34 protein-coding genes and 1 tRNA gene are annotated in these 26,798 nt (G+C 58.7%); 18 read left to right on the forward strand and 17 right to left on the reverse strand.

Annotated features, from left to right (window positions below; all coding sequences use genetic code 11):
* Positions 1-22: 22 nt before the first annotated feature.
* Genes NO877_RS06015 through NO877_RS06030 form a run of 4 tightly spaced genes read right to left on the reverse strand, consistent with a single transcriptional unit; the run spans position 23 to position 2,706 of the window.
* A complete protein-coding gene (locus NO877_RS06015) occupies positions 23-673 on the reverse strand; it encodes a 30S ribosomal protein S3ae (RefSeq protein WP_256395419.1) in 651 nt (216 codons plus the stop codon).
* On the reverse strand, positions 666-974 hold the full coding sequence (locus NO877_RS06020; RefSeq protein ID WP_256395420.1) for a KEOPS complex subunit Pcc1: 309 nt from the start codon (positions 972-974) through the stop codon (positions 666-668). The genes NO877_RS06015 and NO877_RS06020 overlap by 8 nt, the downstream gene beginning before the upstream one ends.
* Positions 971-2,200, reverse strand: coding sequence for an exonuclease RecJ (locus tag NO877_RS06025; protein WP_256395421.1), 1,230 nt, complete (start codon positions 2,198-2,200; stop codon positions 971-973). Before NO877_RS06025 ends, NO877_RS06020 begins: the two co-directional genes overlap by 4 nt.
* Before the next feature lie 41 nt (positions 2,201-2,241).
* Entirely contained in the window at positions 2,242-2,706 is a 465-nt protein-coding gene (locus NO877_RS06030) for a 30S ribosomal protein S15 (RefSeq protein WP_256395422.1), read from the reverse strand.
* A 313-nt stretch (positions 2,707-3,019) separates the two neighbouring features.
* On the opposite strand from NO877_RS06030, the gene NO877_RS19795 reads away from it, so the two are divergent.
* The 7 genes from NO877_RS19795 (at position 3,020) to NO877_RS06065 (ending at position 8,269) form a co-directional block, all read left to right on the forward strand.
* Positions 3,020-3,772, forward strand: a complete 753-nt coding sequence (locus NO877_RS19795; RefSeq protein ID WP_256395423.1) for a cupin domain-containing protein — start codon at positions 3,020-3,022, stop codon at positions 3,770-3,772.
* A gap of 86 nt (positions 3,773-3,858) precedes the next feature.
* Positions 3,859-3,930, forward strand: a tRNA-Ala gene (locus NO877_RS06040).
* 176 nt (positions 3,931-4,106) lie between these two features.
* The gene (locus NO877_RS06045; protein WP_256395424.1) at positions 4,107-4,346 is read left to right on the forward strand and encodes a DUF7563 family protein; all 240 of its coding nucleotides are present in this window, start codon (positions 4,107-4,109) and stop codon (positions 4,344-4,346) included.
* Positions 4,343-4,816 (forward strand): PD-(D/E)XK family putative nuclease, encoded by a 474-nt coding sequence (locus NO877_RS06050; RefSeq protein ID WP_256395425.1) that lies wholly within the window; start codon positions 4,343-4,345, stop codon positions 4,814-4,816. Before NO877_RS06045 ends, NO877_RS06050 begins: the two co-directional genes overlap by 4 nt.
* Complete coding sequence (locus NO877_RS06055; RefSeq protein WP_256395426.1) at positions 4,813-5,412, forward strand: DUF488 domain-containing protein; 600 nt, start codon at positions 4,813-4,815, stop codon at positions 5,410-5,412. The genes NO877_RS06050 and NO877_RS06055 overlap by 4 nt, the downstream gene beginning before the upstream one ends.
* Positions 5,409-7,139 carry a DUF7845 domain-containing protein gene (locus tag NO877_RS06060; protein ID WP_256395427.1) on the forward strand — a complete coding sequence of 577 codons (1,731 nt, stop codon included), beginning with the start codon at positions 5,409-5,411 and terminating at the stop codon, positions 7,137-7,139. Before NO877_RS06055 ends, NO877_RS06060 begins: the two co-directional genes overlap by 4 nt.
* 344 nt (positions 7,140-7,483) lie before the next feature.
* Positions 7,484-8,269, forward strand: a complete 786-nt coding sequence (locus NO877_RS06065; RefSeq protein WP_256395428.1) for a hypothetical protein — start codon at positions 7,484-7,486, stop codon at positions 8,267-8,269.
* 212 nt (positions 8,270-8,481) lie between these two features.
* On the opposite strand, the gene NO877_RS06070 is transcribed toward NO877_RS06065, so the two are convergent.
* Positions 8,482-9,174 (reverse strand): hypothetical protein, encoded by a 693-nt coding sequence (locus NO877_RS06070; RefSeq protein ID WP_256395429.1) that lies wholly within the window; start codon positions 9,172-9,174, stop codon positions 8,482-8,484.
* Between the two features lie 67 nt (positions 9,175-9,241).
* On the opposite strand from NO877_RS06070, the gene NO877_RS06075 reads away from it, so the two are divergent.
* The gene (locus tag NO877_RS06075) at positions 9,242-9,457 is read left to right on the forward strand and encodes a DUF8053 family protein (RefSeq protein WP_256395430.1); all 216 of its coding nucleotides are present in this window, start codon (positions 9,242-9,244) and stop codon (positions 9,455-9,457) included.
* A gap of 162 nt (positions 9,458-9,619) precedes the next feature.
* Positions 9,620-9,799, forward strand: coding sequence for a DUF8053 family protein (locus tag NO877_RS06080; protein ID WP_256395431.1), 180 nt, complete (start codon positions 9,620-9,622; stop codon positions 9,797-9,799).
* Here NO877_RS06080 and NO877_RS06085 read toward each other — a convergent pair.
* Positions 9,793-9,954 carry a hypothetical protein gene (locus NO877_RS06085; RefSeq protein ID WP_256395432.1) on the reverse strand — a complete coding sequence of 54 codons (162 nt, stop codon included), beginning with the start codon at positions 9,952-9,954 and terminating at the stop codon, positions 9,793-9,795. The two genes, NO877_RS06080 and NO877_RS06085, sit on opposite strands and share 7 nt — an antisense overlap.
* Before the next feature lie 351 nt (positions 9,955-10,305).
* Between NO877_RS06085 and NO877_RS06090 the strand changes: the two genes are divergently transcribed.
* A complete protein-coding gene (locus NO877_RS06090; protein WP_256395433.1) occupies positions 10,306-11,529 on the forward strand; it encodes a hypothetical protein in 1,224 nt (407 codons plus the stop codon).
* A gap of 142 nt (positions 11,530-11,671) precedes the next feature.
* Here the strand turns inward: NO877_RS06090 and NO877_RS06095 are convergent, their stop codons facing one another.
* On the reverse strand, positions 11,672-11,926 hold the full coding sequence (locus NO877_RS06095) for an ArsR family transcriptional regulator (protein WP_256395434.1): 255 nt from the start codon (positions 11,924-11,926) through the stop codon (positions 11,672-11,674).
* Between the two features lie 680 nt (positions 11,927-12,606).
* Here NO877_RS06095 and NO877_RS06100 point away from each other — a divergent pair.
* A complete protein-coding gene (locus NO877_RS06100) occupies positions 12,607-13,626 on the forward strand; it encodes a tyrosine-type recombinase/integrase (protein WP_256395435.1) in 1,020 nt (339 codons plus the stop codon).
* Between the two features lie 188 nt (positions 13,627-13,814).
* On the forward strand, positions 13,815-14,333 hold the full coding sequence (locus NO877_RS06105; protein WP_256395436.1) for a hypothetical protein: 519 nt from the start codon (positions 13,815-13,817) through the stop codon (positions 14,331-14,333).
* Between the two features lie 12 nt (positions 14,334-14,345).
* Here the strand turns inward: NO877_RS06105 and NO877_RS06110 are convergent, their stop codons facing one another.
* Both NO877_RS06110 and NO877_RS06115 read right to left on the reverse strand, forming a co-directional pair.
* On the reverse strand, positions 14,346-14,609 hold the full coding sequence (locus tag NO877_RS06110) for a hypothetical protein (protein WP_256395437.1): 264 nt from the start codon (positions 14,607-14,609) through the stop codon (positions 14,346-14,348).
* 63 nt (positions 14,610-14,672) lie between these two features.
* Complete coding sequence (locus NO877_RS06115) at positions 14,673-15,272, reverse strand: HVO_2922 family protein (RefSeq protein ID WP_256395438.1); 600 nt, start codon at positions 15,270-15,272, stop codon at positions 14,673-14,675.
* A gap of 209 nt (positions 15,273-15,481) precedes the next feature.
* Between NO877_RS06115 and NO877_RS06120 the strand changes: the two genes are divergently transcribed.
* The 3 genes from NO877_RS06120 (at position 15,482) to NO877_RS06130 (ending at position 18,689) form a co-directional block, all read left to right on the forward strand.
* A complete protein-coding gene (locus NO877_RS06120) occupies positions 15,482-17,320 on the forward strand; it encodes an alkaline phosphatase PhoX (protein WP_256395439.1) in 1,839 nt (612 codons plus the stop codon).
* Between the two features lie 75 nt (positions 17,321-17,395).
* On the forward strand, positions 17,396-17,656 hold the full coding sequence (locus NO877_RS06125) for a hypothetical protein (RefSeq protein WP_256395440.1): 261 nt from the start codon (positions 17,396-17,398) through the stop codon (positions 17,654-17,656).
* A 67-nt stretch (positions 17,657-17,723) separates the two neighbouring features.
* Positions 17,724-18,689 (forward strand): DUF7972 family membrane protein, encoded by a 966-nt coding sequence (locus NO877_RS06130; RefSeq protein WP_256395441.1) that lies wholly within the window; start codon positions 17,724-17,726, stop codon positions 18,687-18,689.
* 89 nt (positions 18,690-18,778) lie between these two features.
* Here NO877_RS06130 and NO877_RS06135 read toward each other — a convergent pair whose 3' ends face one another.
* Together NO877_RS06135 and NO877_RS06140 are read right to left on the reverse strand one after the other, a co-directional pair.
* Entirely contained in the window at positions 18,779-19,645 is an 867-nt protein-coding gene (locus NO877_RS06135) for a SprT-like domain-containing protein (RefSeq protein ID WP_256395442.1), read from the reverse strand.
* Positions 19,646-19,947: 302 nt separating this feature from the next.
* A complete protein-coding gene (locus tag NO877_RS06140) occupies positions 19,948-20,742 on the reverse strand; it encodes a TrmB family transcriptional regulator (RefSeq protein WP_256395443.1) in 795 nt (264 codons plus the stop codon).
* Positions 20,743-21,112: 370 nt separating this feature from the next.
* Between NO877_RS06140 and NO877_RS06145 the strand changes: the two genes are divergently transcribed.
* On the forward strand, positions 21,113-21,886 hold the full coding sequence (locus tag NO877_RS06145) for a TrmB family transcriptional regulator (protein ID WP_256395444.1): 774 nt from the start codon (positions 21,113-21,115) through the stop codon (positions 21,884-21,886).
* Positions 21,887-21,899: 13 nt separating this feature from the next.
* Here NO877_RS06145 and NO877_RS06150 read toward each other — a convergent pair whose 3' ends face one another.
* The 5 genes from NO877_RS06150 to samp2 all read right to left on the reverse strand — a co-directional run bounded on the left by NO877_RS06150 (position 21,900) and on the right by samp2 (position 24,167).
* Entirely contained in the window at positions 21,900-22,097 is a 198-nt protein-coding gene (locus NO877_RS06150; RefSeq protein WP_256395445.1) for a heavy-metal-associated domain-containing protein, read from the reverse strand.
* Positions 22,098-22,165: 68 nt separating this feature from the next.
* Positions 22,166-22,942: a 23S rRNA (uridine(2552)-2'-O)-methyltransferase gene (locus NO877_RS06155; protein WP_256395446.1), complete on the reverse strand. Its 777-nt coding sequence runs from the start codon at positions 22,940-22,942 to the stop codon at positions 22,166-22,168.
* 41 nt (positions 22,943-22,983) lie between these two features.
* Positions 22,984-23,412: a GNAT family N-acetyltransferase gene (locus NO877_RS06160; protein ID WP_256395447.1), complete on the reverse strand. Its 429-nt coding sequence runs from the start codon at positions 23,410-23,412 to the stop codon at positions 22,984-22,986.
* Entirely contained in the window at positions 23,409-23,909 is a 501-nt protein-coding gene (locus NO877_RS06165) for a peroxiredoxin family protein (protein ID WP_256395448.1), read from the reverse strand. Before NO877_RS06165 ends, NO877_RS06160 begins: the two co-directional genes overlap by 4 nt.
* Before the next feature lie 57 nt (positions 23,910-23,966).
* Positions 23,967-24,167 (reverse strand): ubiquitin-like small modifier protein SAMP2, encoded by a 201-nt coding sequence (gene samp2 / locus NO877_RS06170; protein WP_256395449.1) that lies wholly within the window; start codon positions 24,165-24,167, stop codon positions 23,967-23,969.
* Between the two features lie 113 nt (positions 24,168-24,280).
* On the opposite strand from samp2, the gene NO877_RS06175 reads away from it, so the two are divergent.
* Positions 24,281-24,652, forward strand: a complete 372-nt coding sequence (locus NO877_RS06175; protein WP_256395450.1) for a hypothetical protein — start codon at positions 24,281-24,283, stop codon at positions 24,650-24,652.
* A gap of 163 nt (positions 24,653-24,815) precedes the next feature.
* Complete coding sequence (locus NO877_RS06180; protein WP_256395451.1) at positions 24,816-25,802, forward strand: replication factor C small subunit; 987 nt, start codon at positions 24,816-24,818, stop codon at positions 25,800-25,802.
* On the opposite strand, the gene NO877_RS06185 is transcribed toward NO877_RS06180, so the two are convergent.
* Positions 25,803-26,747, reverse strand: a complete 945-nt coding sequence (locus NO877_RS06185) for a cation diffusion facilitator family transporter (protein WP_256395452.1) — start codon at positions 26,745-26,747, stop codon at positions 25,803-25,805.
* Between the last annotated feature and the right edge of the window lie 51 nt (positions 26,748-26,798).

The following is a 26,798-nucleotide window of genomic DNA, read 5'->3' on the forward strand; positions in this document are numbered from 1 at the left end:
GAAAATCGGACTGTGAGTGCCGTTAGTCGTCGGCGACGTCGTCGGCAACGTCTTCTTCGTCGACATCGACGGCCGTGGCTTCCTCTTCGGCCAGCTCTTCGGGACGGGCTTCGAGTTCGTACTTCTGGATCTCGACGCGTCGCAGCGGGTAGATCGTTTTGGCCTCGCCGTAGATCGCCGAGGAGAGTCGCCCCTCGATGACGCTGTCGGCCAGCTCCTCGAAGGTGCGCTCTTCGGCGGCCTCTTTGACGAGGTCGATCATCACGCGACGGATGGCGTGTTCCTGGCTATTGTCGGCCTTCTTCGTGGTGAAGGCGACGGGCTGGAGTTTCACGCGGTAGTCGTCGGTCGTGACGACCGTGATCGTCGCGGCGGCCTTCGAGGCCCCGCGGCGGACGAGACTCCGCAGGTAGTCCCGCGTGAGTTCGTGTTTGATGAACTCCGTGTAGGCGGAGTCCGAGCCCACGTCCGTGATCTTGAACGTGAGTTTGGTGTTGTTCGCCCCGGCGTCGTTGTTGATGTCGCCGAGGGTGGTCTCGATCGTGCGACCGATGACCTGGTCCGGTTCTTCGGCAATGGTCGAGCCGATTTCCGCCCGGTCGAACTGCTCGGGGGCGAAGACGGTGTACCATCGCTTGCCACTCTTCTGCTTGGTTACTGATCGTTCACTCATGATGTAGTGTGTCGTCTGCTTGTTGGTTGGCTGCTGTACTGCTGTCGGCCTCGCCGGGCGATCGGTCATCGACCGCTTCGATGACCGCCTGTGCGACGCCGAGGTTCACGACGTAGTCGTCGACTGTCGTCTGGAGTCCACCAGTGGTCTCCCGTGTGATCTCGGTTCGAACCGCTGTTCCCTCGACCGTCGTCGCCATCGAATCGGTGTTGTCCGGTGTGACCGCCGCGGCGACCCACTCGGCGCGGGTCGGCGTGCCGTGGTCGGTCCGGAGCGTCGCCGTTCGTGGCTCGTCGGTCATTCGAGGGCCTCCCTGACTGCGGCGATGAGGTCGCCGTCCGAGACATCGCCACCGACCGAGCAGGTCGCCTGCGTCGGCGTCCCGCCAGCGGTACCACCGAACTCGGTGGCCACCGACGCCACCGACTCGGCGAGTCCCTGTGGGTCGTCGGCTGCGGCCGCCGCGGCCGCGTGTCGCTGGCCGTCGACCGGATCGGCGGTCACGACGAGCGCGACCGGTTCCGGCGAGCGGAACTGCTGGGCGAGTCGGGCGACTGTCGGCAGCGCAGCCGGGCGGTCGGTCTCGACTCGCAGGACGAACACGCCCTCGTAGCGGCCGGTAATCGGCTCCTGGAGGGCGCGGTGGGCGGCATTCGCGTGGTCGCGCCACGTGTCGAGTGCCTCGTCCGTTACGTTGGCCGCTCCAAGCGCGAGACTGATCGCCAGCCCCGGCGTCTCGGCGGCGAGTGCCGACAGTACGTCGGCGTAGCCGCCCAGCGTTGCGAACGGGCCGTTGGGTGTGGCGTACGGTCGCAGCACGGTCTCGACTGCATCGGCGGCTTTCGGCGTCGACGTCTCGGCGGTCGACGTTTCGAGTGCGACGACAGAGGCCACTCGCGTGTGGTCCTCGTCATCGAACTCGGCTGGCTCCGCTGGCAGATCAAGTTCCGCCAGCAGTGCCTCACCCGCGTCGGTGTCGCCCGAAAACGGCCCAGAGAGCAGCGTCGAGTGGGCCACCCCGTCGGCGAGGTCCGCGGTTGGGACCGCAACGCCGGGGCGGCGCTCGACGAGGCCGGACTGTTCGGCCTGCTCTAAGAGGCTCCCGCTGCCATCCGTCCCGGGCAGTGACCCCGCCGCGATCGTGCCCGCGAGTGCGAGCAGTGGGTCAGGATCGACGCCGAGTTCGCGGCTGACTGCGGCGGCGACCACGCTGGCCGGGCGGCTGTCGTCAGCCGGTGGCATGGCGTGGTCGGCGACATCTCGCCGACCCGATGTGACGAGCACCGTTTGACTGTCATCGTCGACGGGCTCGGTGTCTGGGTCGGTGAGGTCGCCAGCCGGGTCGTCGGAGACGTGGATCTGGAACGGGACGCTCCGCGAGCGGAGCGCGACCGCCAGCAACCCGGCCGCGGCGAGGCTGTCGCCGTCGGCATGGCCGTAGACCCGGACGAACGGCGCGGTCGCTAGCTCGGTGGCCAGCGTGGCCGCGGCGTCCGGATCGACGGTCTGGGTGTGTGTCTCCGACATTAGTGGGTCCGGTGGGTCAGGGTTTGGTGGGAGTCAGTCGATTACTCCAGGAATTCGACGGCGTTGTCGTAGGTGTAGGTGAACTCCTCGTCGAGCTCGTCGCCGCGGTAGTAGTTGACGAGGCGTCGGATCTTCGACTCCGTGTTCTGGAGTGCGCGTTTGTTCGAATGGTCTTGGCCATTCTCGTCGACGTGCTCGCGGAGCCCGACGGCGCGCTCCATGAGGTTCCGGAGGTCTTCCGGGATCTCGGGGCTGGCATCGTGGTCTTCGAGGATCTCGGTGACCTTCTTGCCAGTCGCGAGTTTGACGTTCGGGATCGGCGTACCCTTCACGCCTTCGTCGCGCAGTTTCAGGCCGATGACGCTGGGGTCGTGGCCCTGCTCTGCGAGTTCGACGACGCGGGCTTCGATGTCGTCGCTGTCTACGTCACTCCACTCCGGGGGTTCGTCTGCCGCCGGGCGGTCCGATCCGGACGAGCCACGGCGACGGGTATGCATTCGTGCCATTATTGAATTGGAACGGCACAGGCCGCAAAACGACGTGTCTGTCAGTCCCGCGATGGGGCGATTGAGTCGATATCGACTCGCGTGTCGACCGCCACCGGGGGCTGGCAGCGCACTGTCGCAATCCCAAGCCCCGAGGGGCGAGTCAGAGTTACGACTGTGCTGTTCCCATCGGTGTCTGGTCGACGCGGGCGTTAAGGGTTTTCTATTCTCTCGTGTGGGTGGTCGACCGTCCAACACCGGCTCAAGCAAGGTCCAACCTCCGGATTATACCGGGTGCCAGCATTCTCATACTGCTGGCGAGCCACACAGAAGTGTGTCACAGCCCTCCGAAATTACAGTCGTCGACGGCGATGCACTCTCACCCATCGACACCCCCGTTGCGGGACTGACCGCCCACTGTGCGCTGTCGACCGGACAGGCCACCGTCGGCCGGTGCTCGGTCGACGCCGCCTCCTCGGCCGACTGGTATCGGCATCCCGACCGCGAGGCCTACGGGTTCGTCCATGATGGGCCACTCGAACTGCGATACCGGTCGACCGATGGATCAACCGAGAGCATCGAGGCCGGTGAGACGGATTGCGTTCGCGTGCCCGCGGGCGTCGACCACCAGTTGGCCGCTCTCGACGGGGGGCCTGCGGTCGTTTTGATCGCGCTGGTCGGCTCTGGCCCGCTGTTCGAGGCGGTCGACGAACCGGAGTCTACCACGACCGCCCCGCAGATCGCCAGCCGGGACGCGTTCGTTGAAACCGCCCAGTTGGCGAACCTGACGCGGTTGACGCCGTTTCCCGATGCGCCAGTCCAGCAGGTGGTTGGCCACGCCGACGGCGAGATGGCCTCGGAGTGGCACCATCACGGCGACAACGACGTGTTCGGCCATCTGATCGCGGGGGAGGGGTATGTCGACGATGGCTCCGCGGAGCCGCCGGTGGCGACCGCCGGCTCGTGGTTCCACATCCCGGCGGGGGTCGTCCACCGCGATGTGAACCCCCAAGACGCCCCGCAGGAGTACGTGCTCTGGCTGACGGGGTCGGAGCCGCGACTCGTCTCCGTCGAGGGGCCATCGTGAGTTGGGCTGGTGTGTCGTCGACTGACTCGGAGCTATCGAGTCGAAGGCCTTAATAACAGAACCGGGAAAGGGTCTGATGCGAACGAGGGCTCGTAGATCAGTGGTAGATCACCCCCCTGGCACGGGGGAGGCCGCGGGTTCAAATCCCGCCGAGTCCACTTGTAATTAAACGCCATAGAGAGGGTTCCTTACCTCTCGTATTTGGCGTTCTCAGTGGTTCTTTCGACTCTTTAGGGTTTGAGATACTTCCCTTGCTGATAGCAGTAGCACTCGGTAACAGTGCCGAGTCTACGCTGTCGGCTGATTACATAGAGGGAATCGGGGGTGTTGCCTCATGCCGATGAGGCTGCCGGAAACCGACGAATCCCGGTGTGCCAACTGTGACGCACACGTTACGCGGGGGTTCCGCCGGGTCTACGGTGACGAGGACAACCGCGCCCATCGGTGTCACGAGTGCGATACGCTGGTTCGGTTGCGTGCGGGGAGTGCAGCCGGACTTGAGGTGCCGATTCCGGAACCCGGTGAGGGATCGGGTCGACACGGCAACACGACAGCCAAGGAGTGGTCGCTGTGAGTACCGCATCCTCGAAGCGTGCCGGGGAGAACGCCGAGAGCGCGGTCATTCAGCGACATCCAGAACTCGAATACGTCGGTGACTCCGAGGCTCAGCACTACGACGCGCGGGTGTCGGAACTGCTCAGCCCATCGCCCATGCTGCCGTTCGTCGGGCTGTGCCTGCTCGAAGTCGGCACCGCTGTCGAAATCAAGTCGACCATGGCGGTCTACGGCGAAGCGCAGGCACGCGGGCGGTTCTACCTTCGCCGGAAGCAACACCAGCGACTCGTTGATGAGGCTGGTGTCTACCTGTTCGCAGTCTGTGAACCGCGACCGACACGCCCGGTGATCGCGGCGAAGATCGTCCCGGCGACCACGGTCGGCGGGCTGGTGTCGTCGTGGATTGACGGCGGCGACCGGGCGGACTACGCACAACTGACGTGGGGGCGGATTTTCGACGAAAGCGAACTCCGGGGGCCGTCGCCATGACGGTTCGAACAACGTACTTCTGGGCGTTGTCGAACCAGCAGGTCGAACCCGCTGCCGACGACGTGGTGTATTCGGTCGTTCGGTACACGCAGGACTGGATAGACGACCTCGTAGAGCGAAATATCGACGCCCTCGCGCCACCATCTGACCTGCTCGATGCCTACAAGACGGTTGAGGATGCTGCCGAGGAAGACGGCCACTCGAATCCCTCACAGATTGCGTGGGAGTCGGTGAGCTTCGAGGAACGATACCGGCAGTACCTCAACACCGTCGACAACGTGGTCGAAGCGGTGGCCGAGCAAGCCGCCGAAACGACGGTGTGGCTGGTGTGTTGGGAGAAAGACGACCGCTACTGCCACCGTCGACTACTGGCCGACGAACTCCTCGACCGACTCGGCGAGAGCAGCCTGCGACTCACGTCGACAGGGATCGGTCGAACCTGTCCGGAGTGCGGCGTCGACGCGATCTGTTCGACCAGAGAGTTCGAACGGACGTTCCGGTTGGCCGCCCGTGAACCCGACGCCCGGCGGGTGCTCGACAGCGATGCTGAGCATATCTGTTCGAACTGCTTCACCGGGTTCGGGGGTTCGGAATGACCGTCGACACGTTCGTGCAGTGTGCTCCTCACGAGGGAGATCTTCACCTCATCTTCGACGAGTATGGGCTTGGGCCGTACTATGCGATGGACCGGATTCGGAAGGACCACGACAGCTGGCAGACCGAGGGGAAACCGACGCGGGGCATCGAATTCGACGGTGACCGATGGGCACTGTGTTACGACTACGACACGGACAATCCGCTCGACCCGTGGAACCACGAGGAGTACCGACTACAGACGGTCCCCGAGTTCCGGTTCTATTTCGTAGCGAAGGACGACCTGTATAGCGGGAATCAGGCCGACCAGAGTCGCCGAGTTCGGGGTGGAACGATCACGGTCCGCCCACGGTGGCCGGGGATGACCGCCAACGGTGAGCCGGTTCGGGGTGTACCGAATCTCGGCGGGCCGTATATCGATGTGCAGATTCAGGCAAGCAACATCCGCCACGACCTGTACAACCAGCTTGCCCTGGAAGTCATCACGGCTTTCGACGTGAACCCGAAGTATCTCCGGAATCCCCACGAGGTGAGCAACTGGAACGACGCGGCAGTATACGTCCGAATTCGACGGTCGGAAAGCGGGCCGGTGTACGCGGCGGACGGACCGATAGCACGGACTCATCAGTTGCTCGAAGGTGACCGCGAAGGCTACCGTGAGCACAAGGAAGATCACCGGAAACTGCCGGGCTACTATGTGTCGACGCAAATCAGCGACCAGCGTTCACACGACCTCATCAAAGGCCACATATTCGGGAAAGAGATCAAGCACTACTACCCGCAGTATCCGGAGAATCGGGAGCCGGACGACCCGCTGTACCATCCGAAAGTCGAAGTCTCGTACCAGACCAAGATCACCGAGGAAACGATCTACTGGGACGACACCGACGACATGGTTCGGGAGTTGGAGGAAACCCTACTGAATACGCTCGACTGGGCGGAACTACCGATTCGTGGCGGTGAACCGTTCTATCCGGACCCCTACTTCACAGCCGAGGATGGTCGACGACGATCTCGGAAGTTGGTCGACTGTCCGCTGCCGGAGATCGCGGATGCTCAGGAAGCGGCGGTGATGTCGCTGTGGGGGTCGTCAACCCAGAGTGACAAGGACGTAGTTGAGTACCTGTTGACTGACGGCGGCAAGGTATCACCCTCGAAGGCTGCCGAGGAAACCGGCTACTCGTACCGAACCATCCGCGAAGTGGTGAATCGGTGCGAGTCGGTGCTCCGGCACACCTACGGGAAGATCGAGATAGCGAGCAAGCACCAGCGAGAGATGTTGCTCAGTCGAGTTCGCGCTGCCGAGGAAGGCTTTCGAGAGGCTGTTGAGGATGCTGTTCTGACGGCAGCAGAGGCCGCCAGAGGACGCTCACGGTCGAAGTGGTCGGAAGCCCGCCGAAAGTACAACATCACGGTCAACAGCGACCCAGACGACTGCCGGAAGCTGTTGACGGTCGCCTACCAGCCCGAAGACACCTACGAAGCCAGAGAGGTAATCAGGGAGATCAAGACTGCGTATCTGGCGACCCACGACGACCGCGGTGGTGCCCATGGTGTACACGCCGTACTCGAGCTCGAAGATGGAACGAAGAAGCGATACAAGAGCCTCGAAGCGAAGACGGTTGCTCCAAAGAAGGGTTCGAGTGCTGCCCGACAGTTCCGAGACGCCATTGAGTCGGTGACACAGGACGAATGGGAGGCGTGGAAAAACGGGAGTTCGACGACCTGAGCAGCCGACTGAATAGATACTTCTCTTTCGTTTTACTTTATTTCTGAAACTGTGGTTGTTCTGTTTTCCTGGTAGTGAAATGCTAGTTTATTCGTGAATGGGTGAGAGTCACGATCTTCGCTATGGGCATGGGCCGGGTCGAGATCGAACCGGAACCGCCGGTTCCGATTATTGCTTAGCAGGTGTGGCTAAGGCCACATCAACAAAATACCACAGCCCCCTTCGACGGGCTCCGGTCGACGCGTACGGAAGACTGGTTGATGAGCTACTCACTGTCAAGTCGATGGCTTAGCCCTCCACCTCCGGTGCATTAATTTATGTATTTGATTTACTTGCTGTATAGTATGTCAGTACAAAATGCGGACAAATCTATATTCGAATCCTTTCGAGAGTCAGGATGGTATGCAGCAATTACAGCTTGGGTCTTCGGAGTAATTGTTGTCGTATTTCTATCTCTACTTGGTGGTGCCATCAGTTCCTCAACCGATTTAATCAACATTTCAGGTGAACAGATTACGGTAGTCAGAATGGCTTCTGTCGGTTTGGGTACTGGCTACTATATTGGTTTGTCCTTGAAAAATAGAGAGGCAGGTAAGAGTTGGTTTATGTTCGGGATTTTTTCGGCATTATCTGTAATTTCTTATTTCACTGTCGACACAGTAGTATTTGAGCAGATTCCAGCATATGCGATCCTGATTGTAGGATCTGTACTTACTATGTTTGCACATGGTACCCCAGTAGTGACGAACAATGAGCAATATCTCAAGCTTCTTAAATACATATCCGGCTATACATCTACAGTAGTCGTTGTTATTCTGGCTACCTCGAAATACATTCTATCATTAATTAGATTTGGGATAAACTGGTATGATAGCTTACCATTCCCTCAACAATTACTTCTCATTGTACTTGTGTTGGTAATCTCGTATTTTCTGAAGATTTTTTCTGAAGATATAGATGAAAGAGAGGTCAATCGATTGGCTCATAAAAAAGCAGCTAAGTCCTTGTCAAGCCTTATCAATTCAGATGATGCAGAATGGGACGATTTGGATATGCAAGAGAAGAACGAAATAATAGGAAATCTAATTGACCAGATGGAATTTCAGAAGGAAGAAAGAGATAATAACTAAATTGAGAATTGGCTGATTCACGCGCGCAATTATATATAGAACTGCGGCCCGCAGCCCATGGAATCAGACGCGCAGCGTCGCCATGGGCTACGGGTGGGGGTGTCTGGACACGGACAGTCGACGAGGTCGACGCGGGCTTGCAGAATGTTATGTTAGAGTGTCCGCGATATTGGCCGGAGTTGACTGGTGATGTAGTGATCTTGTCCTATATTTCATCGAATTTTAGAGTCATCCGGAAGAATAGATTCAGCCTTTTCTAAAAATATTAAGCTTCTATTATCATCTATCTTCCTCTGGAATTCTTCCACGAACGCAATGGCAGAGGACATAGACCATTCGCAACAGCTGTAACTTGAAGCCATGCGTGGTAGGTATGTTTCATTTCCATTTTCATACAGTGGATTTGGTTCTACTCGATCTCGTAATGCACCTTCTAGATTGCTCTCTTTTTCTTCTGGTGCGCTATCATCAGTAATTACGTCTGGTTCAAAATGCACCCAGTAATTTCGCAATTTCCGAAGCCAATTGAGATCTTGATAAGGCTGTCTACCTTTTTCGAATGGATCATGACCCATTGCAATTAGTAATGCTTGATATTTTCTCAGCGTGCTAAAACGAGTGAAATTTGATCCAGTGAGTTCTTCGTTTACCGCAAAAACCCGCTCAACATCCTCGATGCGATTTATCATATCATATGTCTCGTTTACAAATGCTTCTACAAACGCGAATGAACTAATCACACATGAACTCACCATTGCAGTATGCTCTACATTGGGTGGAATCTCTGGATATGCGCCCGGATCATCTGATCCATTCTTATACTTTTTTTCAATCTGTGCCACATGCTCTGCAGCCAGAACTGCAGATATCATATGATTGTCTGAATGGTGGACTTTTATTTCCATGAATTAATGATATTTCGCATTGGCATATGCATTAATATTATTTTCCAGCGGATAGCTGACTTGCTCAATGATCCGAACGCTTCGAGAACACGACGGCACGCCACTGGTGGCATTGGACAGAGACGAGCTGGTGATGGACGGGATTCTTCCTGAGGATGAAGATGAGTCGGTCGACCAGTTGATGCACATTAAGCGAATGAGCGAAGGTGCGTGGTTGATCCGTCCAGTTGTCGACGGTGGGCCGCCGGATCTCGGTCCAATACGAGATCTCTACGAGTCGTAGATCCGTGCAAGGGGGTTCCTGGGACCGACGCCACGGGGTAACACTCAGATGTTCTCAGAATCTTTATCTCCGTTTCGCCGAGTTGGTAAGGTCTAATTGAAATACAGGATTGAATGTGATTAGGTCCATAGATTGAATATTTAGCGGATGACCTGCCGGGATATGGAACGGGAAATCAGGAAGCTGCGCGACCTCGGCAACGGCTCCGGCGGGATTACGCTGCCCAAGGAGTTCTTGCGAGATCTCGAACTGATGGACGACAACGACGAACTGGCCGATGCTCACATCATCATCGAGAAGGACGAAGACGACGACGGACTATCTCTACTGCCGTTTCACTGACGACCGACGGATACGGACACCTCACACCGAACCGGAAGTTCGTCAGTGTCCAGTATCTCGGCGATCTCTTCCGGTGTGAGTGATCCGCGATTTTGTGCGGCGGTCATCAACTCGGCGAGCTGGCCCTTCGGGACGGCCGTGGTGTCGCCCCGCATTCAAAGGTAGTAGTCCGCTGCACAGTCGAGGGCCTTCGAAGTAGCGTCTTCGCCGGTCGCCTCTTTCAGATACTCCCACTTCTGTGCCCTCGCATCAGTCTTTTCGATCCGCATAGTTGCACAACCCCCCGCGATTCCTAGGATTTTGCGGTGACTGAATCGGATTCAGTATATAAAGAGCGACTGAATCGCCCCCGGTGTCGACGAGATCGGCATGGGCATGGACCGATCTAAGGAGAGAATTGCACAACCCCACCACCGAGTAGTTGTGCAAAAACGGGGAAGCCGATCTTTCGACGTGCAACCGCTGGATTACAAATTATTATCTGGTTTGATGAGAGCACATTGGTTATGTCTCAACGTCCTCTTTCTAGCAGACAACTGGATTTCGTAATTAAGTTCACCGTTGTTGTGTCGCTTGGGTCTGCTCTTTCGATGGGACTCGTAGCAATTTATGGATCATACACTAGTGTTAGAATTCCAACATTCTCTGAGGCGGTTGGTTTTGTATTTATATACATTCTCTGGACCGGTGTTGCGTTTGTATTTGCTCTTGTTACACAGTCGGATATAGATGATATTGGCGTTTATGACAAACTATCAGACATTCCGTCAACACTATTGTATGTTAGTGTGATAATGGTGCTACTAATCATTGACTATGCATTATTTTTGTCAAAAGTCTTCACAACTGTTACTTCAGTTGCAAGTGCAAATCAGGCATTAATCTCGCTCATATTTTCCGGTCTGCTTGTGCTTCTGTACTACGATCAGCACCGGACTCAACGGCAACAGGCCGAATTGATGAATCAACAAATTGCGATTGAAGAGCGACGGGTTGCTTGGCGTGAAACTCAGGAACGACCGCGGCTAACGATCAGCAATTGGGCGTTTTTCGAAGATGAAAAAGCGCTTCCTAATGACTCTGATAATGAGGACTCTAACACTCCACTTGCAGCATTCTTGACTGGCGACCTTGTTGATACTCAAACCGGAGTCTTCACTGCACAGTTGTCTAATCGTGGAGAGGGTGTAGCGCGATCACTCCATCTGCAAATTGAGGTACTCGTTCAAAATGAAGAATTCTCAAATAAATATTACCACCTGAATGGATCCTTTTTATTTGTTGTAACTGATGTTTTTGGTTTAGATTCAGATGTAATAGATCAATATCTGAATAATAAGGACCTTCTTATACGACCAGACGATCTAACGAATGTTTTCGGTGCCATGTCGATTCGGATGATGATTCAAACAGACTCTTCAATAAATTCTCTTAGAGAATATCTTGATCACCTTCCTTTTGGAGTTCAGAACGTAGTACTCCGTGCTTCTCTCAAATATGAGGGCCCGGCTGAATCAGAGTATACTGAACCGATAGCTGCTGTTCGTCTTCCCATAGCTGAGGTAGATTCTCTCGCCACCGCATTTACTGATGGGCGGTTAGTAGGATTTGAGGGTGTACCAACGGTCGGTGCAGAAGCGAGCAGGAAGTTCTTTGAAGACAATTTTGCCGATGTAACGTGGCAAAATCGAGACGTAGCTAAAATCACATATAACAAATCAAGTGAGTAGTTGTAACCGTAATTTCGACAGATGAGTGTTGATTTTGGAGAGTTCTAACTATGGGGGATTAAGCCGGTGATCCTGTCCAGCGGTTGGCATAGGATCTAATTATTCGATCCAAAGAAACGGAGTGCAGGTATTCACCGCGAGATCAGTCTTCGAGATCGGGAGGCGTGTGTTCACCCTCAAGATACGCGGAACCATCCTCGGAGATGAGATACCATTTGTCGTATTCTTCGAGCTGGTCAATCAGCCCTGCCTCAACAAGTTTCGGGACTCTCCTCTGTATCGTAGGGTACGGAATCGTGTTACCAAGAACGTAGGAATTCACTTCGATCCCTTTCATACTCAGAGCGGAATCCGACTCTTCGAGGACCTCAAGGATAGAATCATCACTGCCTGTCATCCATTGGGTCCCTTTTCGCATCTTGTCCAAACGCTAATTCCATACTGCATAGAATCATCGGATGCGTTCAAGTGTGATTTTAATCCACATCGTATTGATGTGAATTCACATCAAAATTTATCATCATGTACTCCAACAGGTCTGGCAGCGGAAGATAATCGCGGACCCGTCGCTCGTCGATGGGTCCACTGGAAAACGAAGCGGACCCCGCTGTTAGGGCAGCGGGTCCGCGTGGACTTCCGTGAGATAGGCACGAAAGCCATGATAGCGAACCATCTCGGGAGTAATCAAACTCCCGCACGTCGACTGACAGCACCGCATTCAAGTACCCAAGAGTTTCACTTTCGCCGATACCTTCACTTTCACTCTGCGCACGTGGATTCGATCTTTTATCAACCATTCCGTCAACGAGACTTGATGTCGACGCAGGCTACACCGTTCCTCGATCTGCGTGATCGGGGGATAGACGACTCAGTACGAACCCGTCGACCGGAACCGACCGGAACACCTTCCGGAACAACTCAAATTGGCTCCCGTCCGTGGGTTTGCCACCGACCGGAACCGACCGGAACACCCTGCGGGAAATTAAACAACCGGTACTGTGCAGCGGGCGGTATGGGCACCAACCGACGACCTACCCGACGTATCGCACAGGCAGCCCGCCGAGGGAGGGCCGACCGATGAGCGGGTTAGATCCGATTACCCCACCGGAAGCGATTGACCTGTATCTCGAACACCGTCGACCGGAAGTCGCCGAGAAGACGCTGCAGAATCAGCAGTACCGCTTGGCTCGGTTTCGAGAATGGACCGAGGAGTACGATCTCGAAAACATGAACGACCTCACGGGTCGGAAACTCCACCAGTATCGAACGTGGCGGTCGGACAAGATCAAGCGGATTACGCTGGTCAACGAGCTGCGGACGCTGCAGAAGTTCTTGGAGTTCTGTGCCTCAATCGATGCGGTCGAACGTGGGCTTAGAGAGCAGGTACTGATTCCAACGCTTGAGCCGGGAGACGAAGCCAGTGACGTTGAACTGCACACCGACCGCGCCGAGGAGATCCTGAAGTACCTGAAACGATTCCACTACGCGAGCCGTCAGCACGTCATTTTTGCGCTGCTGTGGCACACCGGAATTCGACTCGGTACGCTGCAGTCGATGGACGTGGAGGACTTCGACCCCGATAACCGGTGTATCGATGTGAAACACCGGCCAGACGGGGATACGCCACTCAAGAACAAGGACGCTGCCGAGCGGTCGATCAGCGTTTCCAAGCAGTACTGCGAGATTATTCAGGACTACATCGAGCACCACCGTCACCCGGTGACCGACGATCACGGGCGGGAGCCACTGATTACCAGCGAACAGGGTCGACTGACGGCCACACCGATCCGCCGGATCGTCAACCGACTCACCCAGCCGTGTCACGTCGGTGAGTGTCCGCACGACAAGGACCCCGACACCTGCGAGTATCGCCATTACGAGAACCTCGCAAACTGCCCATCGTCACGGAGTCCGCACACGATTCGACGCGGTTCGATCACTCACCACCTTCGAAAAGGTGCACCGCAAGTCGTCGTCGAAGGCCGCTGTAACGTATCCTCTGACGTGCTCGAAAAGCACTACGACGAGCGAACTGACCGCGAAAAGATGGAGGCCCGCCGGGAATGGCTCGACGATGCCCTCCACGAGGAATACTAATGAACTGGAATCAGGGAGTTACGTCGATCAGCAGTGTAGCACAGTCGCGTCTCTCGCAGACGCGTCACGACCCGCCGAGTCCACTTCTCTATATTATGCCTCGTTAGATTCATATGTGACCTGCTATTCGAGCCAAAGACGTACGTTTAGTAAATAATTTTAATACGAATATGTGTGATCCAGATATAATGACTAAAGACGAGTATTCGTATTCTGCGAAATTCATTGGAAGCCTCTTTGATACACCTGCGCTACATCGTTTTCGGGAGGATTTTAGGCTTATAATTGAGAAAACTGACCGTTTTCAGAACTGGGATGATGACAAAGCTACTTTGAGAAGGCAAATAATTGATGGGAGAGATGCTGCAAGAAATTCTCGTATTCACTTATATTCAGATTTTATTGGTATTGTAGGAGCAGTGCTTAGTCTGATTCCTAGTTCACCATTTTCTGTATTAACGGCTATTGCTGGTCTTTTATTCATACTCTTGGGACGTATTCAGCAGGGAATGGTAGAGATACTAGTCTATGACGACCCATACGATGAGCGACAAATTAACCGATTAAAATTCATGAGTGCTTGGAATCGTGGTGCTATGGGTACTTGGAAGTCCTATCTGATTTTGATTATTGGCCCACTGATTCGGTTCGAGTTTGCAGGGTACTTAGTAGCACTTCTGATCATCGATGCGGAAGTCAACGAATGAAAATAAAAGGTTCTATCCGAACAATTGACGCGCATAGCGATTGATCGGAGCCCCAATCCAGTCGCGCTGTTCGTCAATCGCGTCGACCACCCCTATCGCCTCCTCCGTAGTAACCACACCCCACTTCACTGACGCCCGGAGCACAATCACCGAGAGCGCAACTTCGGTCGACACCAGCACCTGCAACTCCGGCAGGGCCCGGTAATCGTCCGTAATAAGAAACGCCGCCTCGGTCTCGTCGACCGCCGTCACACAACTCGCCTCGCCGTCGTCCACCCGAAATCAAAAGCGTGTTGATTGTGTGAATAGCCCCTGCATCTCGGCTACACCCTCGGTCGATCAGTCGACGTCTTCGACCACACTCGCCCCGGATGCATTTCGCATCACGCTCTCCAATCCCTTGCGCGCGGTTGCCTTCCGGCTGTACCCCTCGCCGCTGTCGGCGATGATGTTGCCGTTGTTGTGGACGAGCCGCCAGCGCCACTCGCTGGCGCGGTCCTGATACAGTTCGAACTGTGCCTTGCTCGCTGGAGCCGCGATGCCGACTACCCCTTCAACATCCAATGCCTCCGCGTCGACCGCCTCGGTATCTGCCGCCGCGTCATCTGCAGTATCTGCCGCCGCTTCATCCTCAGCGTCCGCCCCATCGCTAGCATCGACCACCTCAGGCTCACCGTCGACGAGTGGCCACTCCAACTCGACCTCCAGTTCGGCCTCGTCGTCGCTCTCCTCGTACTCGACTTCCAGCTCGAACTGGCTCGGCACGGCTACCGTCATCGCGTCGTCGCCGGTAAACCCAACCTCGCCGGTTGCGATCCCGTCGGCCAGTCGACGTAGCGTCGCCGCCCCAACCTCGCGGCTCACGACGCGGTCGACTTCGTACTCCTCGTCGTCGTCATCGTCGAAATCATCGCTATCTGGTCGGTCGTGATCTGTCACAGCCATTAGTATGAGCCGTGCTGGCATAACTCTATAGTGCTGAGTCAAGCCCGGACTGCGCCCCGGAGCCAGCGTCGACCGATGGTCACCAATCATGGCTAGCTGGCTGAAATGCGGTGTACAAACTGGATCGATCGATAGCTACCGATTGCCAACACACATCTATTTGTTGTCATGACTTAAGTCGTAGCTTTCGAAGACAGTAGCTGATGACTGACCGATTCACACGACGGACTGTCATGCTCGGGTTAGCAAGCGCAGCCGCGTCGACCTCCCTCCCGGCGGTCGCCGCCGAACCCCCGGAAGGCCACGGGATCGAACGCGAGGGCGCGACGCTCACCCGGTTTGCGACGGGCCTCCCCGGGGCCGAGATGACGGGGCTGTTCATCACCGCCGACGGGCAGTTCTTTTTCAATATTCAGCATCCCGACGTCGACGCTGACGACGAATACGAGCCGGGCATCGTCGGCGCGGTGACGGGCGTCGACATGACCCAACTCCCCGCGGACTTCCCGAGCGTCCAGGTTCCCGATGACGACGGCGAAGCGGGAGTCCGAACAGCAGTCGGCGACTACCAACGGCTCGCCCGCGGCGGCGACGAGACGAGCGACGGTGAGGAACTCGGGTCGATCTACACGCCCGACGGCGAGTATCTGGTCGGCCAAACCCATCCCGATTTCAACGGCTTCGTCCCGTCGAGCACAGCCGACGACGAGGGGTATCTGTTCACCAACTGGGAGCACTGGCCGGGAACTGTCTCGCGGCTCCACCTCAAACAGCGTGGTCGAAACGGTCGCTGGGAGGTCCTGGACAGCGAGAACCTCGACTTCTCCGACGTCGAGGGCACCTGGCAGAACTGTTTCGGCACCGTCTCGCCGTGGGGGACGCCCCTCACCTCGGAGGAGAACTACCTCATCACCGACACGGCCGACTGGAACAACCCCGACTGGGCCGACGACGAGGAGCGCGACAACGTCGACCGGTTGGCCCGCCATCTCGGCTACGAGGACGAGGACGGCGTCTTCGAGGATGGGTTCCCGAACCCCTACCGTTACGGCTACATCGTCGAGATCCAGGACCCCGAAGGCGAACCCCGACCAGTCAAACGGTTCGGCCTCGGGCGGTCGACCCACGAAAACGCCGTCGTGATGCCCGATCGGCGGACCGCCTACACGACCTCCGACGGCTCGGCCCGCGGTTTTTATAAGTTCGTCGCCGACGAGCCGGGCGATCTCTCGGCGGGGACGCTGTATGCGGCCAGGGCCAGTCAAAACGGTCCCGAGGGTGGCGACACCGCGCGGGTCAGTTTCGGCATCGAGTGGATCGAACTCGCCCACGGCAGCGACGAGGAAATCGAATCCTGGATCACCGACTACGACGAGATCACCCAGGCCGACTACGAGGAGGGTGAGACGTCCTATATCACCGACGAGGAGATCGAGGCGTGGGCCGACGGCGAGGCTGACGACGACCGCGTGGCGTTCCTCGAAACCCGCGCCGCAGCCGAAGCCAAGGGCGCGACCGTCGAGTTCCGGAAGATGGAGGGGGTCAACGCCCGCCGGAATGCCGAGGCTGGCGACTACCTCTATGTCGCCATGTCGAACACCAACGAGACGATGAGCGACGACGAGGGCGACATCCGGATCAGCGACGAGGGCGGCGAATGGGGTGCGGTCTACCGCCTGCCCCTGCAGGTCGACTACGACGTCAGCGAGATGGAGCCGATCATCACCGGCGGCCCCGAGGCGAACATCTGCGGCGGCTGTCCCTACGACGCGAATCCGAACTCGAACGACAGGGCTTGCCGGTCGTGTGCGTTTAATCCGACCGTCAACGATGACGAAGCCACGGGCCGTTTAAAAGGGACGATGAATCTCGCCACATCGATGGCCCTCAGCGGCCAGACCTCACTCGACCCCGAAAACACGATCGCCGAACCCGACAACATCGTCGTCATGGACGACGGCCGCGTGGTCATCGGCGAGGACACGGGCAACGAGGGCCACGAGCGCAACATGATCTGGGTGTTCGATCCCGGCGACGCCTGAGACAGCCCTTGGCCGATAACTAACCGGTCGACACGTCGCCACGAGGCTTTCCCAACTGGGCGGTGAGGTGCCGATATGACCGAGATAGAGTCAGTCGACACCGAAGACGACTACATTCACGTCAGATTCAACGACCCCGACCGCTACGAGACGATTCGGACGCCCGACTGGGCCGAAAACGCTGCCCAGTCCGTCTCTGAGAACGCCGAGGTCAGGACGGGCAAGCAGAAAGGGGGCGACGAGTGGGAGGTCCAGAGCGTCCTGATCGAGAAGAGTGTCGGCGAAGAGAAGGCCACAGCGCAGGCCCACCGGATCGTCGACAAGATCGAATCGTAGTCGTCCCCCGTCGGACGGTAGTCGACAGGCTCGGTAGGCGAGCCACAGATCGGATGGGACTGTCACCATGGTTCTACACACCTACTGGCGACGCGCTGTGAAGTGGTTCCTGCTCAGCGGGGATCGGATTCGTATCGCCGTCGGACTCGTGGTGTTGTTCGGCATGGCCTTCGGCGCAGTCATCGCCGTCGGAATCAGCCCACTGTTCTCGATGCAAGCGTTGTTTTATGCCTACGGTGGTCTGATCTCCGGCAATCTCACGCTGATTACGGTCGTCGTCTCGATCAACCAACTGCTGTTGTCACGCGAGCTGAACACCCCCGGTGAACTCGAAACCCAGATCGAACACGTCATCGAGTACCGGACGGCTATCGAGGACGCAACCGATCAGATCGCCCCAGTGACGCCCCTGGAGTTCCTCCAGTTGCTCGTCGAGGCCACTCGTGAAGAGGCCCAACGGCTGGGTGGCTTCGGTCGGGACGGTGTGGTCGGTGCTGGCGGCGATGACGTTCGGCAGGTCGCTACGACGCTCACCGACCAGATGGATCAGATCGACCACCTTCTGCGGCAGTCGGATTCGGGAACGTTTAGCGTGCTCTCGGTGATGTTCGAGACCAACTACGCCCAACAGATCAACCGCCTCCGGCGACTCCGAGCACGACACGACACGGATTTCCCCGCGGTCGTCGACGAGTCGATCCAGACACTGATCGACCGGTTGCAGGAGATCGATATCGCACGCCAGTACTTCAAGACGATCTACTTCCAGCAGGAGTTGTCGACGCTCACCCGTTGGCTCCTGTATACTGGGGTTCCCGCGGAGGCCGTGTTGATCGCAACGCTGTTGGTGCTGACGGTGCCTGCAGACCGGCCTGCGGATATCCCGGTCCCGCCGGAGACTCTCGTGCCGCTGACGATCACGATTGGGCTCGTGCCGCTGGCGGTTCTCGGGTCGTTCTTCTGGCGGACTGCCACCGTAACGAGTCTCACCGCGGCCACGCTGCCGTTTACGACACCGGAACAGGAACGCTGAGACCACGTCGCCGACTCACCGACCGAGGCTGTAACGATCCCGTCTGTCGTCGCAAGACCGGCATCAATACGCTGTCATTTAAATACCCATCAGTATGCCGGGCGTCGACTCCCGGTCGTGTCGGCCACACGACTCACCGGCACGTCGATCTCCGGCTGTCGACCGCTGCTGGCAGCCGTTCGCCACGCGCCGTCGACGAAGTACTTGATCGCCCGATCATCGTGGTCGTCGTGGTCGAGGAACCACTCGCCGACGCGGAGGTGGAGCAACACCTCACAGTCCGTACAGTACCGATAGCCACTCGACCCGTTGCCGCCGTGGGCGGCCTGCCGGACGCTCTTGCAGAGGCGGTGTTTGCCCCACCAACTGCCGCAGTCGGGACACTCATAGACGTAGGCGAAATCCGACCGACGGCGCTCGTAGTAGCTCGACGTCCGCCCCGGCAGTTCGAGGGGTTCGACCCACGCCAGAAAGGAGTCACCATGGCCCGTCTCGATGGTGAATCCGGCCTCGACCGCTGTACTCGCGCCGGTGGTCGAGGGCTCCGTGTCGGCGTGATCGCTGTGGTCCTGGGCGGCAGTCGGAGCCGGGCCGTCGGCCCGGAGTTCGATCCCCGTCTCGCCGACGACAGCCCGCTGGCCCTGGTGTTGGTACTGCCAGGCGTGGACGAGTTCGTGGCGGACGGTTTTCTTGCAGGCGTCGAACCCGGCCCGCTCGTAGGTGTGTTCGGTCAGCGTGATCGTTACCTGCCCGCCGCCGTCGTAGGAACACCGGCCGTGGCGACGCTTTGCCCGCGTTGAGGTCGCCCACGTGATCGCCGCGAGGTCGACGCCGTCGATGGGCCATTCGTCGCCGCGAACCACGCTCTCCCCGTAGCTTCGTGCCCGCTCGGTGAGTTCGTGGCCGTCCGCAACCGATCCGACCGGCTGGATCGCCTGACTGTCAAGGGGACTCACTGGTGTGGCGGTTGGAGACCACCAATATATACTTGTTGTAGTGATAGTCCACACTGCCGGGCGGATCACGGACTGTTACTCAGTTAATGAAAAATCAGCACGGCATAAAATTCGCCCTGCTTCATATGGTTCGCACCTGTTGGGTGTGATGGGTAGGACGTAGAGCAGACTGCCCCCGCAACGCTGCGCTGTCCTCCCTGTCCCCCACTTTTTCGGCCCTCCCCCGTTCGATTTTTTGGACGTCTCTCGACTCACTGGCTCGGATCGTCTGCTGTGGACGGCCCCGTCGAAACCGTCTCGTTTCAGTTGCTGGCGGTGAACTGGCCCTGTGACATCAGCCGCCGGGCGATCACGACCAGCCCGTTGCCGAACCCCTCGCCGAAAATCGCGTGTTCCTCGCCCGTCGAGGGGACGATCGAACTCACCAGAATCGTCGACCGGTCGACCAACACCAGCCGCCCGATTGCCGTCTCGCCGGTGTCGTCGGGCTCCTCTCGCAGCCACTCCAGCCCGGAGACGAACGTCGTCGCCCCCGGCACTGCATCCTCGATCTGGGCTCTGATCGATTCGGTCAGCGCGCCGATCAGGAGGTCGACCTCGCCATCGATTCCAGTGAGCTGGTCGACCAACGTCTCGGTGAGCACCGACTCGTCGCCGACGACGAACACGATCTCGCTGTCGGTCTCGCCGAGCAGCCGCTTGGTCCGATTTTCGATCCCCGTCGATCCGGTCATCGACCACACCTCCTGGATCGACGAGTCGTCGTCGGCGGTGTGGAGCTCGATGTCGTCGAGGGCATCGTGGAGCCGATCGACGCGCGTTTCGTACTGATCGCGGAGCGTCTCGGTCGCCTCCGACAGCGACACCGCTCGGAACTTCCGGGGACTCGAATGCTGGATCTCGACCAACCCTTGGGCCTCCAACACCCTGACGGCATCGTACACTCGTGTTCGGGGGACCTCGGTGATCTCGCTCAACTGCTTTGCTGTGCCCGTCGACTGCTGTGAGAGGCCGACGAAACAGCGCGCTTCGTACTCCTTGAGCCCGAGCTGCTGGAGCACGTCGACTGCCTCTTGTATGTTTTCCGATGGTGCCATGTGGGGGATCCGGCAGAGCCGGTACTAGCTAAACGGACTGTGCCCACACGGATAGCTATTGTCACTCCATTTGTGAATGCTGTCGGTAGCAGAACCAACCGGTCGGCTGTTACCGTACCTTCTGTCGACACGAATACAGCCCACACGCTCTCATAAAAAAGTATTTTAAGGATTCAAGTAACAACGAACAGGATACGGCATACCGCTCTATTTTATCCTATTTGGGGTGCTTATTGAATTTCACCCAAATAATCACAAAAAGATTATACGGTCTGGGAGGGGATGTGAGAGCACCCACGCACCACCACCGATTCGCTGTCGCGTGTCCCCTCGTCGTGCTCGGGTTCCGCCCGACACTGTCACCTCTCGCATGACTCATGACCCACGTTCACAGCCGCACGCTGCGGCCATCGCACAGCTCGAATGGTTCAACCTGAGCACGTATGCGGCCCGGACGCTCGTCGCCCTCTCGGGGTTGGGCACCGGGACGGCCAAGGATGTCAGTGAGGTCTCGGACGTGCCGCGGACCCGGGTGTACGACGCCGTCGACGAACTCCACACACGGGGGCTGGTCGACGTCCAGCAGTCGAATCCACAGCAGTTCATGGCGGTTTCCTCGGAGACCCTCCGCCGGAAGTTCGACGGCGAGACGAAGCGCCGGCTGTCGGTTCTGACGACGGCACTGAACAATCTCGACCCCGCCGACCGGCGGGTCGAACAGCGCGGGATCTGGACGGTCGGCGAGGAGGGCGCGATCGTCGACCGCCTCCTGGAGTTCTTCGCCGAGGCCGACGACGAGATCATCTATCTGGCTGAAGACGAGTATTTTACGCCGGATCTCATCGACGGCCTTGCGGCGGCCGACGACCGCGGTGTGTCGATCACCCTTGGCGGGCTCTCGGCGGACCTCCTCGAAGAGATCACCGCCGAGCTCTCGACCGTTAGTCGGATCGACGCCGCGCGGCCACCGGCAGTCAACCGGCTGCTGCTGGTCGACGGCAGTCGCACGCTCGCCAGCGTCCGGATCGAAGAGCCGGGCCCCGACATCGAGACGGCGATCTGGGGGGCTGGCGACACCAACAGTCTCGTCGTGATCCTCAAATCGATGTTCGGACTCAACGGGGAGTCGATCACCGACGAATGACTCTTCCTCCGTGCTACTCGCTCAGTTCGTAGCCGCTGTCTTCGATGGCCTCGCGGAGCGCCGCCTCGTCGACCTCGCCGTCGACGGTAACGGTACCCGCCTCGTGGTCGGCCTCGACGCCCGTACAACCCGGCAGCTCCGAGACCGCGGACTCGACGTTTGATTCGCAGCCGGTACAGCTCATCCCGCTTACTGCGAGCGTCTGGCTCATATATAAACCGAGACGCCGATGAACTATTGATCTAACGGTCGAAACGGGAGCCGTCTCCCGTACCCATCTCAGTCGACGCGCTCGGCGAAGGCGAACTGCGGTTTGACGTCGGTGATCCGAACGCTGACCGTTTCGCCGGTCTCCGCGCCGGAGACGAAGACGGTGAAGTCCTCGACTTTGGCGATGCCGTCGCCCTCGTCGCCGACGTCGACGATCTCGACATCGAGTTCGTCGTCGACGCGAACAGGTGCGGTCAGGCGGTGTTTTCCGATGAGATAGATCTCCGAGGAGCTGTCCCGTGAGGCGTCGGGGCTCGACCGCCGGACGTACTGGAACTCCTCGGCGATCTCGTCGGCGAGATCGTCGAGATCCTGGCCCTGGAACACCTTGACGACGAAATCGCCGCCGGTGCCGAGGTGTTCGCAGGCGACCTCGAATGCCTGCCGGGAGAGGTGGACCGACCGGGCGTGGTCCAGTTCGTACTCGCCGGTCATGTTCGGGGCCATATCCGAGATGATGACATCCGCACCGTCGTCGCCGACCTGTTTGCGGAGCCGATCTTTGGTCCGGTCGTCGGTCATATCACCCTTGATCGTCTCGATGTTGTCGTGGTCGTCGAACTCGCGAATGCGCTGGAAGTCGACGCCGATCACCTTTCCGTGTTCGCCGACCTCCTCGGCGGCGACCTGGAGCCAACCGCCGGGGGCCGCCCCGAGATCGACCACCGTGTTGCCCGGGCCGAACAGCCCGGTCTGCTGGTCGAGCTGTTTGAGCTTGAAGGCCGCCCGCGAGCGGTAGCCCTGCTGTTTGGCTCTGTTGTAGTATTTGTCTTTGCCGCGTCCCATATATGCCCCTTTCAGTGATCCGCCCGCTTACCCTTGCCGATTTAGTCGACGCCGTCGCTGGGCCGCCGACCCCACAGCCGACCTCGGTGCTCCTGGATCTCGAACCCACACGCAGTATAAAAGGATCGCACGCGCTCGTCGAACGTCGCCGACAGCGGCCGCGGGGCGGCCCGGTCGGCGGCGGCCGCGATCAGCGACCGCCCGAGGCCCTGCCCGCGTCGTTCTTTTCGAACGGCAATCGCGGATATATACCCAGTCTCGGGCCACGGCAGGTCGGCCTCGATCTCACGTCCATCTATCAGGCCGACTGCCCCGACCGGTCGCTCCTCGCCAGCGATCAGTAGACAGCCACGACGGCCGGTTAGTTGGTCGCTCACTCTGTCCGAGTCGGTCTCCAGGAGCGCGCCATCGAACAGCCGCATCACCCCGACTAGATCGTCGGGGTCGGCCTGTCGGATCGAGGGCGTCACTCGCTGGCGTTGCGCTTGTGGTCGAGTTCGAGCAGCAGTCCCTCGATGGTTGGCCGGTCGGAGGGCGCGTTGCCGACGTAGGAGTAGACGAGCCGGGGTTCGGCCCCCCGGAGGTCGATCATGACCGCCAGCGGCATCCGGCCCAGCAGATCGTGGAGCTCGCCCAGAAAGCCGAACCGGACGGGCTGGCCGAACCGGTCGGCGGTCGTGCTCTCGGGGTCGGCGACGACCGGAAACGGCAGGTCGTAGCTGGCGGCCCACTCGGCGGCCCGCTCTTTGGATTCGGGCAGCACCGAGACGACCACGGCGTTTCGCTCGCGGAACTCCTCGTAGCGGGCAGCGATCTCCTGGACCTGATTCCGGCAGTTCCCACAGAGGTGATCCCGCTGGAACAGCAGGACGACGAAATTCGCCTCCAGCGCGTCGAGCCGCAGGGGGTCGGGCCCGACCCCGCCGTTGGCCAACTCGAACGAGAGATCGGTCGGCTTCGAGTACATACCCGGAGTCTGTCGCCGACTGACAAAAATACTCAGTTTGCCCCGTCTCCCCCGTCGCTACCCGCCTTTTATAAGGCGCAACACCTGCACGTGGTCGACTCCGACGGGCTGGTCCTCCGGAACGGGCGAGCCATCGACGAGCACAGAGACCTCCTGAGGGCTGCGGTCGACCGCCTCGACGAGATCGGCGTAGGTGGCCGACTCGTCGACGGTCACCTTACGGGACCCCTCGCCGACGACATCGACGGTGACGTTCATACCAGGTGTAGAACGGCCGACCGATAAAAGGAATCGGGTAAGTGGCACGAGGATGGATACATTCCCAAAGAACCTAATAAAGACAATCAACGAACAAATACTCGATCCCGGAAATGAATAGAAGACGTTTCGTTATTTCATCTGGAATCCTCACCTCTATGGCCGGTTGTTTGTCAGAGAGCGGTGACAACTCCGGAAGATCAGTCGATGTACAGGTTGAAAACAGATCGGGAGATGCGTCACGAACTATTCATTTTGAGGTGTATTCCGGTGATGAATCAGTTTATTCCGAAGAACTGAGTCTGTCTACCGGCGAATCTGATACAATTGAACTGACTGGTGTATCTGGCAGAAAAACGTATCTCTTCGACGTCTCTTCCGACAACGGGCTCAATGTCGAAGAAGAACACTCCGGAAGCGGATTGTATGAGGTCGAAATAACCATCTTACCAGACGAGATCGATATTTCCGCACTTGTTATTTAAAAACTCATTCAAGAATTTTTCAAGACGTATCTACCACTGATATCCCTTCTATACCACCACTCACGCGAATCCATCATCACGGATAGCCTTCGCCACTCTCCCTTTGATACTCCTGCAAGATGGTCTCGGGGTGTTTATCATCCCACCGGCCGCTTGTGGGAGTATGAGCGAGGTCGACGCCGAGACCGACACGGAGGCCGCCCCGGGCCGCGAGATCTGGATCGAGAAGTACCGTCCCCAGACGCTCGACGAGATCAAGGGACAGGACGACATCGTCGAGCGGCTCCAGAGCTACATCGAACAGCGGGATCTTCCCCATCTGCTGTTTTCGGGGCGCGCCGGAATCGGTAAGACGACCGCCGCCACCGCCATTGCTCGGGAGGTCTACGGAGACGACTGGCGGGGGAACTTCCTCGAACTCAACGCCTCCGACCAACGTGGGATCGACGTGGTCCGAGATCGCATCAAGAACTTCGCCCGCTCGTCGTTCGGCGGCCACGACTACCGCATTATCTTCCTGGATGAGGCCGACTCCCTCACGTCGGACGCCCAATCTGCGCTCCGCCGGACGATGGAGCAGTTCTCCGACAACACCCGGTTTATCCTCTCCTGCAACTACTCCTCGAAGATCATCGACCCGATTCAGTCGCGGTGTGCCGTCTTCCGCTTTTCACCCTTGTCGGACGAGGCCGTGGCCGCCCAGATCGACGAGATCGCCAAAGCCGAGAACATCGAGGTGACCGACGCGGGCCGAGAGGCACTCGTCTACGCCGCGGGGAGCGATATGCGCCGGGCGATCAACTCCCTGCAGGCTGCGGCGACCACTGGCGAGGTCGTAGACGAGGAGGCGGTCTACCTGATCACCTCCACCGCCCGGCCCGAGGAGATCGAGTCGATGGTGACTGACGCAATAAATGGTGATTTCTCGAAATCCCGTGCGACGCTCGATACCCTCCTTACTGACACGGGGATGGCTGGCGGCGACATCATCGACCAACTGCACCGCTCAGTCTGGGACTTCGATCTCTCCGAGCGGGATGCGGTCCGGCTGATGGAGCGCATCGGCGAAACGGATTACCGGATCACCGAGGGTGCGAACGAACAGGTCCAGCTCGAAGCCTTGTTGGCCTCGCTGGCGATGAACAACTGATCAGGCCTCGGGTTCGAGATAGATGATTTTTACGCGGTCGTCGGCTTCCCTGAGCTTCGTTTCGATCTGCCCGATATCCTCGTCGAGGCCGTCGGTGACGAGTGCGGGATCGAAGCTCACGTCGGCGGTCACCAACGCCTCCGCGGGGCCGATGAACATCGTTCGGAACCCGTCGACGTGCGTCACGCCCTCGTGAGCCACGATAATATCCCGCAGTTCCTGTTCCACATCGCTGTTGAGACTCTCACCCAGGAGGAGCCGCTTGTTCTCCCAGGCCAGCGCGACGGCGAAGCCCATCAGCATCAGCCCGATGAGTAGGGCGGTCACCGCGTCGTAGATCGGGTTCCCGGTCAGCTGGGTGAGGACGATGCCGACGAGCGCGAGCCCAGCACCCAGCAGCGCGATCGTATCCTCGGTGTAGGCGGTGAGCGTCGTCACGTCGCTGGTCTTTTTAAATGCCTCCGGGATGCCCGACCAGCCGTATTCAGTGATCTGCCGCTGGAGTTCGGCGTTGGCCTTGATGAACGCCCACGTCTCGAAGGCGATCGCCCCCAGCAGGACGACGACGCTGATGTACCACGCCGGAAACGGGCCGACGCCGAGCAGCGTTATCCCCTCGACACTCACTGCGTGGGGATGCAGAATGGCCTCGTAGCCGTGTTTGACCGACTCCCAGCCCGCGATCCCGAAGAGGAGCACCGAAACGAGAAAGCTGTAGAAGAACTGTGCCTTGCCGTAGCCGAAGGGGTGGCCCTGATCGGCCGCGCGGTCGCTGTACCGGATACCGAACAGGAGAAAGACCTGGTTGCCGGTATCCGAGATCGAGTGGTAGACCTCCGAGAGCATCGACGGACTGCCAGTGAGGAGGTACGCCCCGAACTTGAGGATCGCAATCGCGCCGTTGGCGACCAGCGCGGCGAGGACGACTGATTTGCTGCCTGCCATGTCTGTTGGCTCACGCGTCCCTCGGTTAACCGTTCCGGGACTCGCCGCCGA

Source organism: Halohasta litorea, assembly GCF_024494645.1.
Classification (GTDB): Archaea; Halobacteriota; Halobacteria; order Halobacteriales; family Haloferacaceae; genus Halohasta; species Halohasta litorea.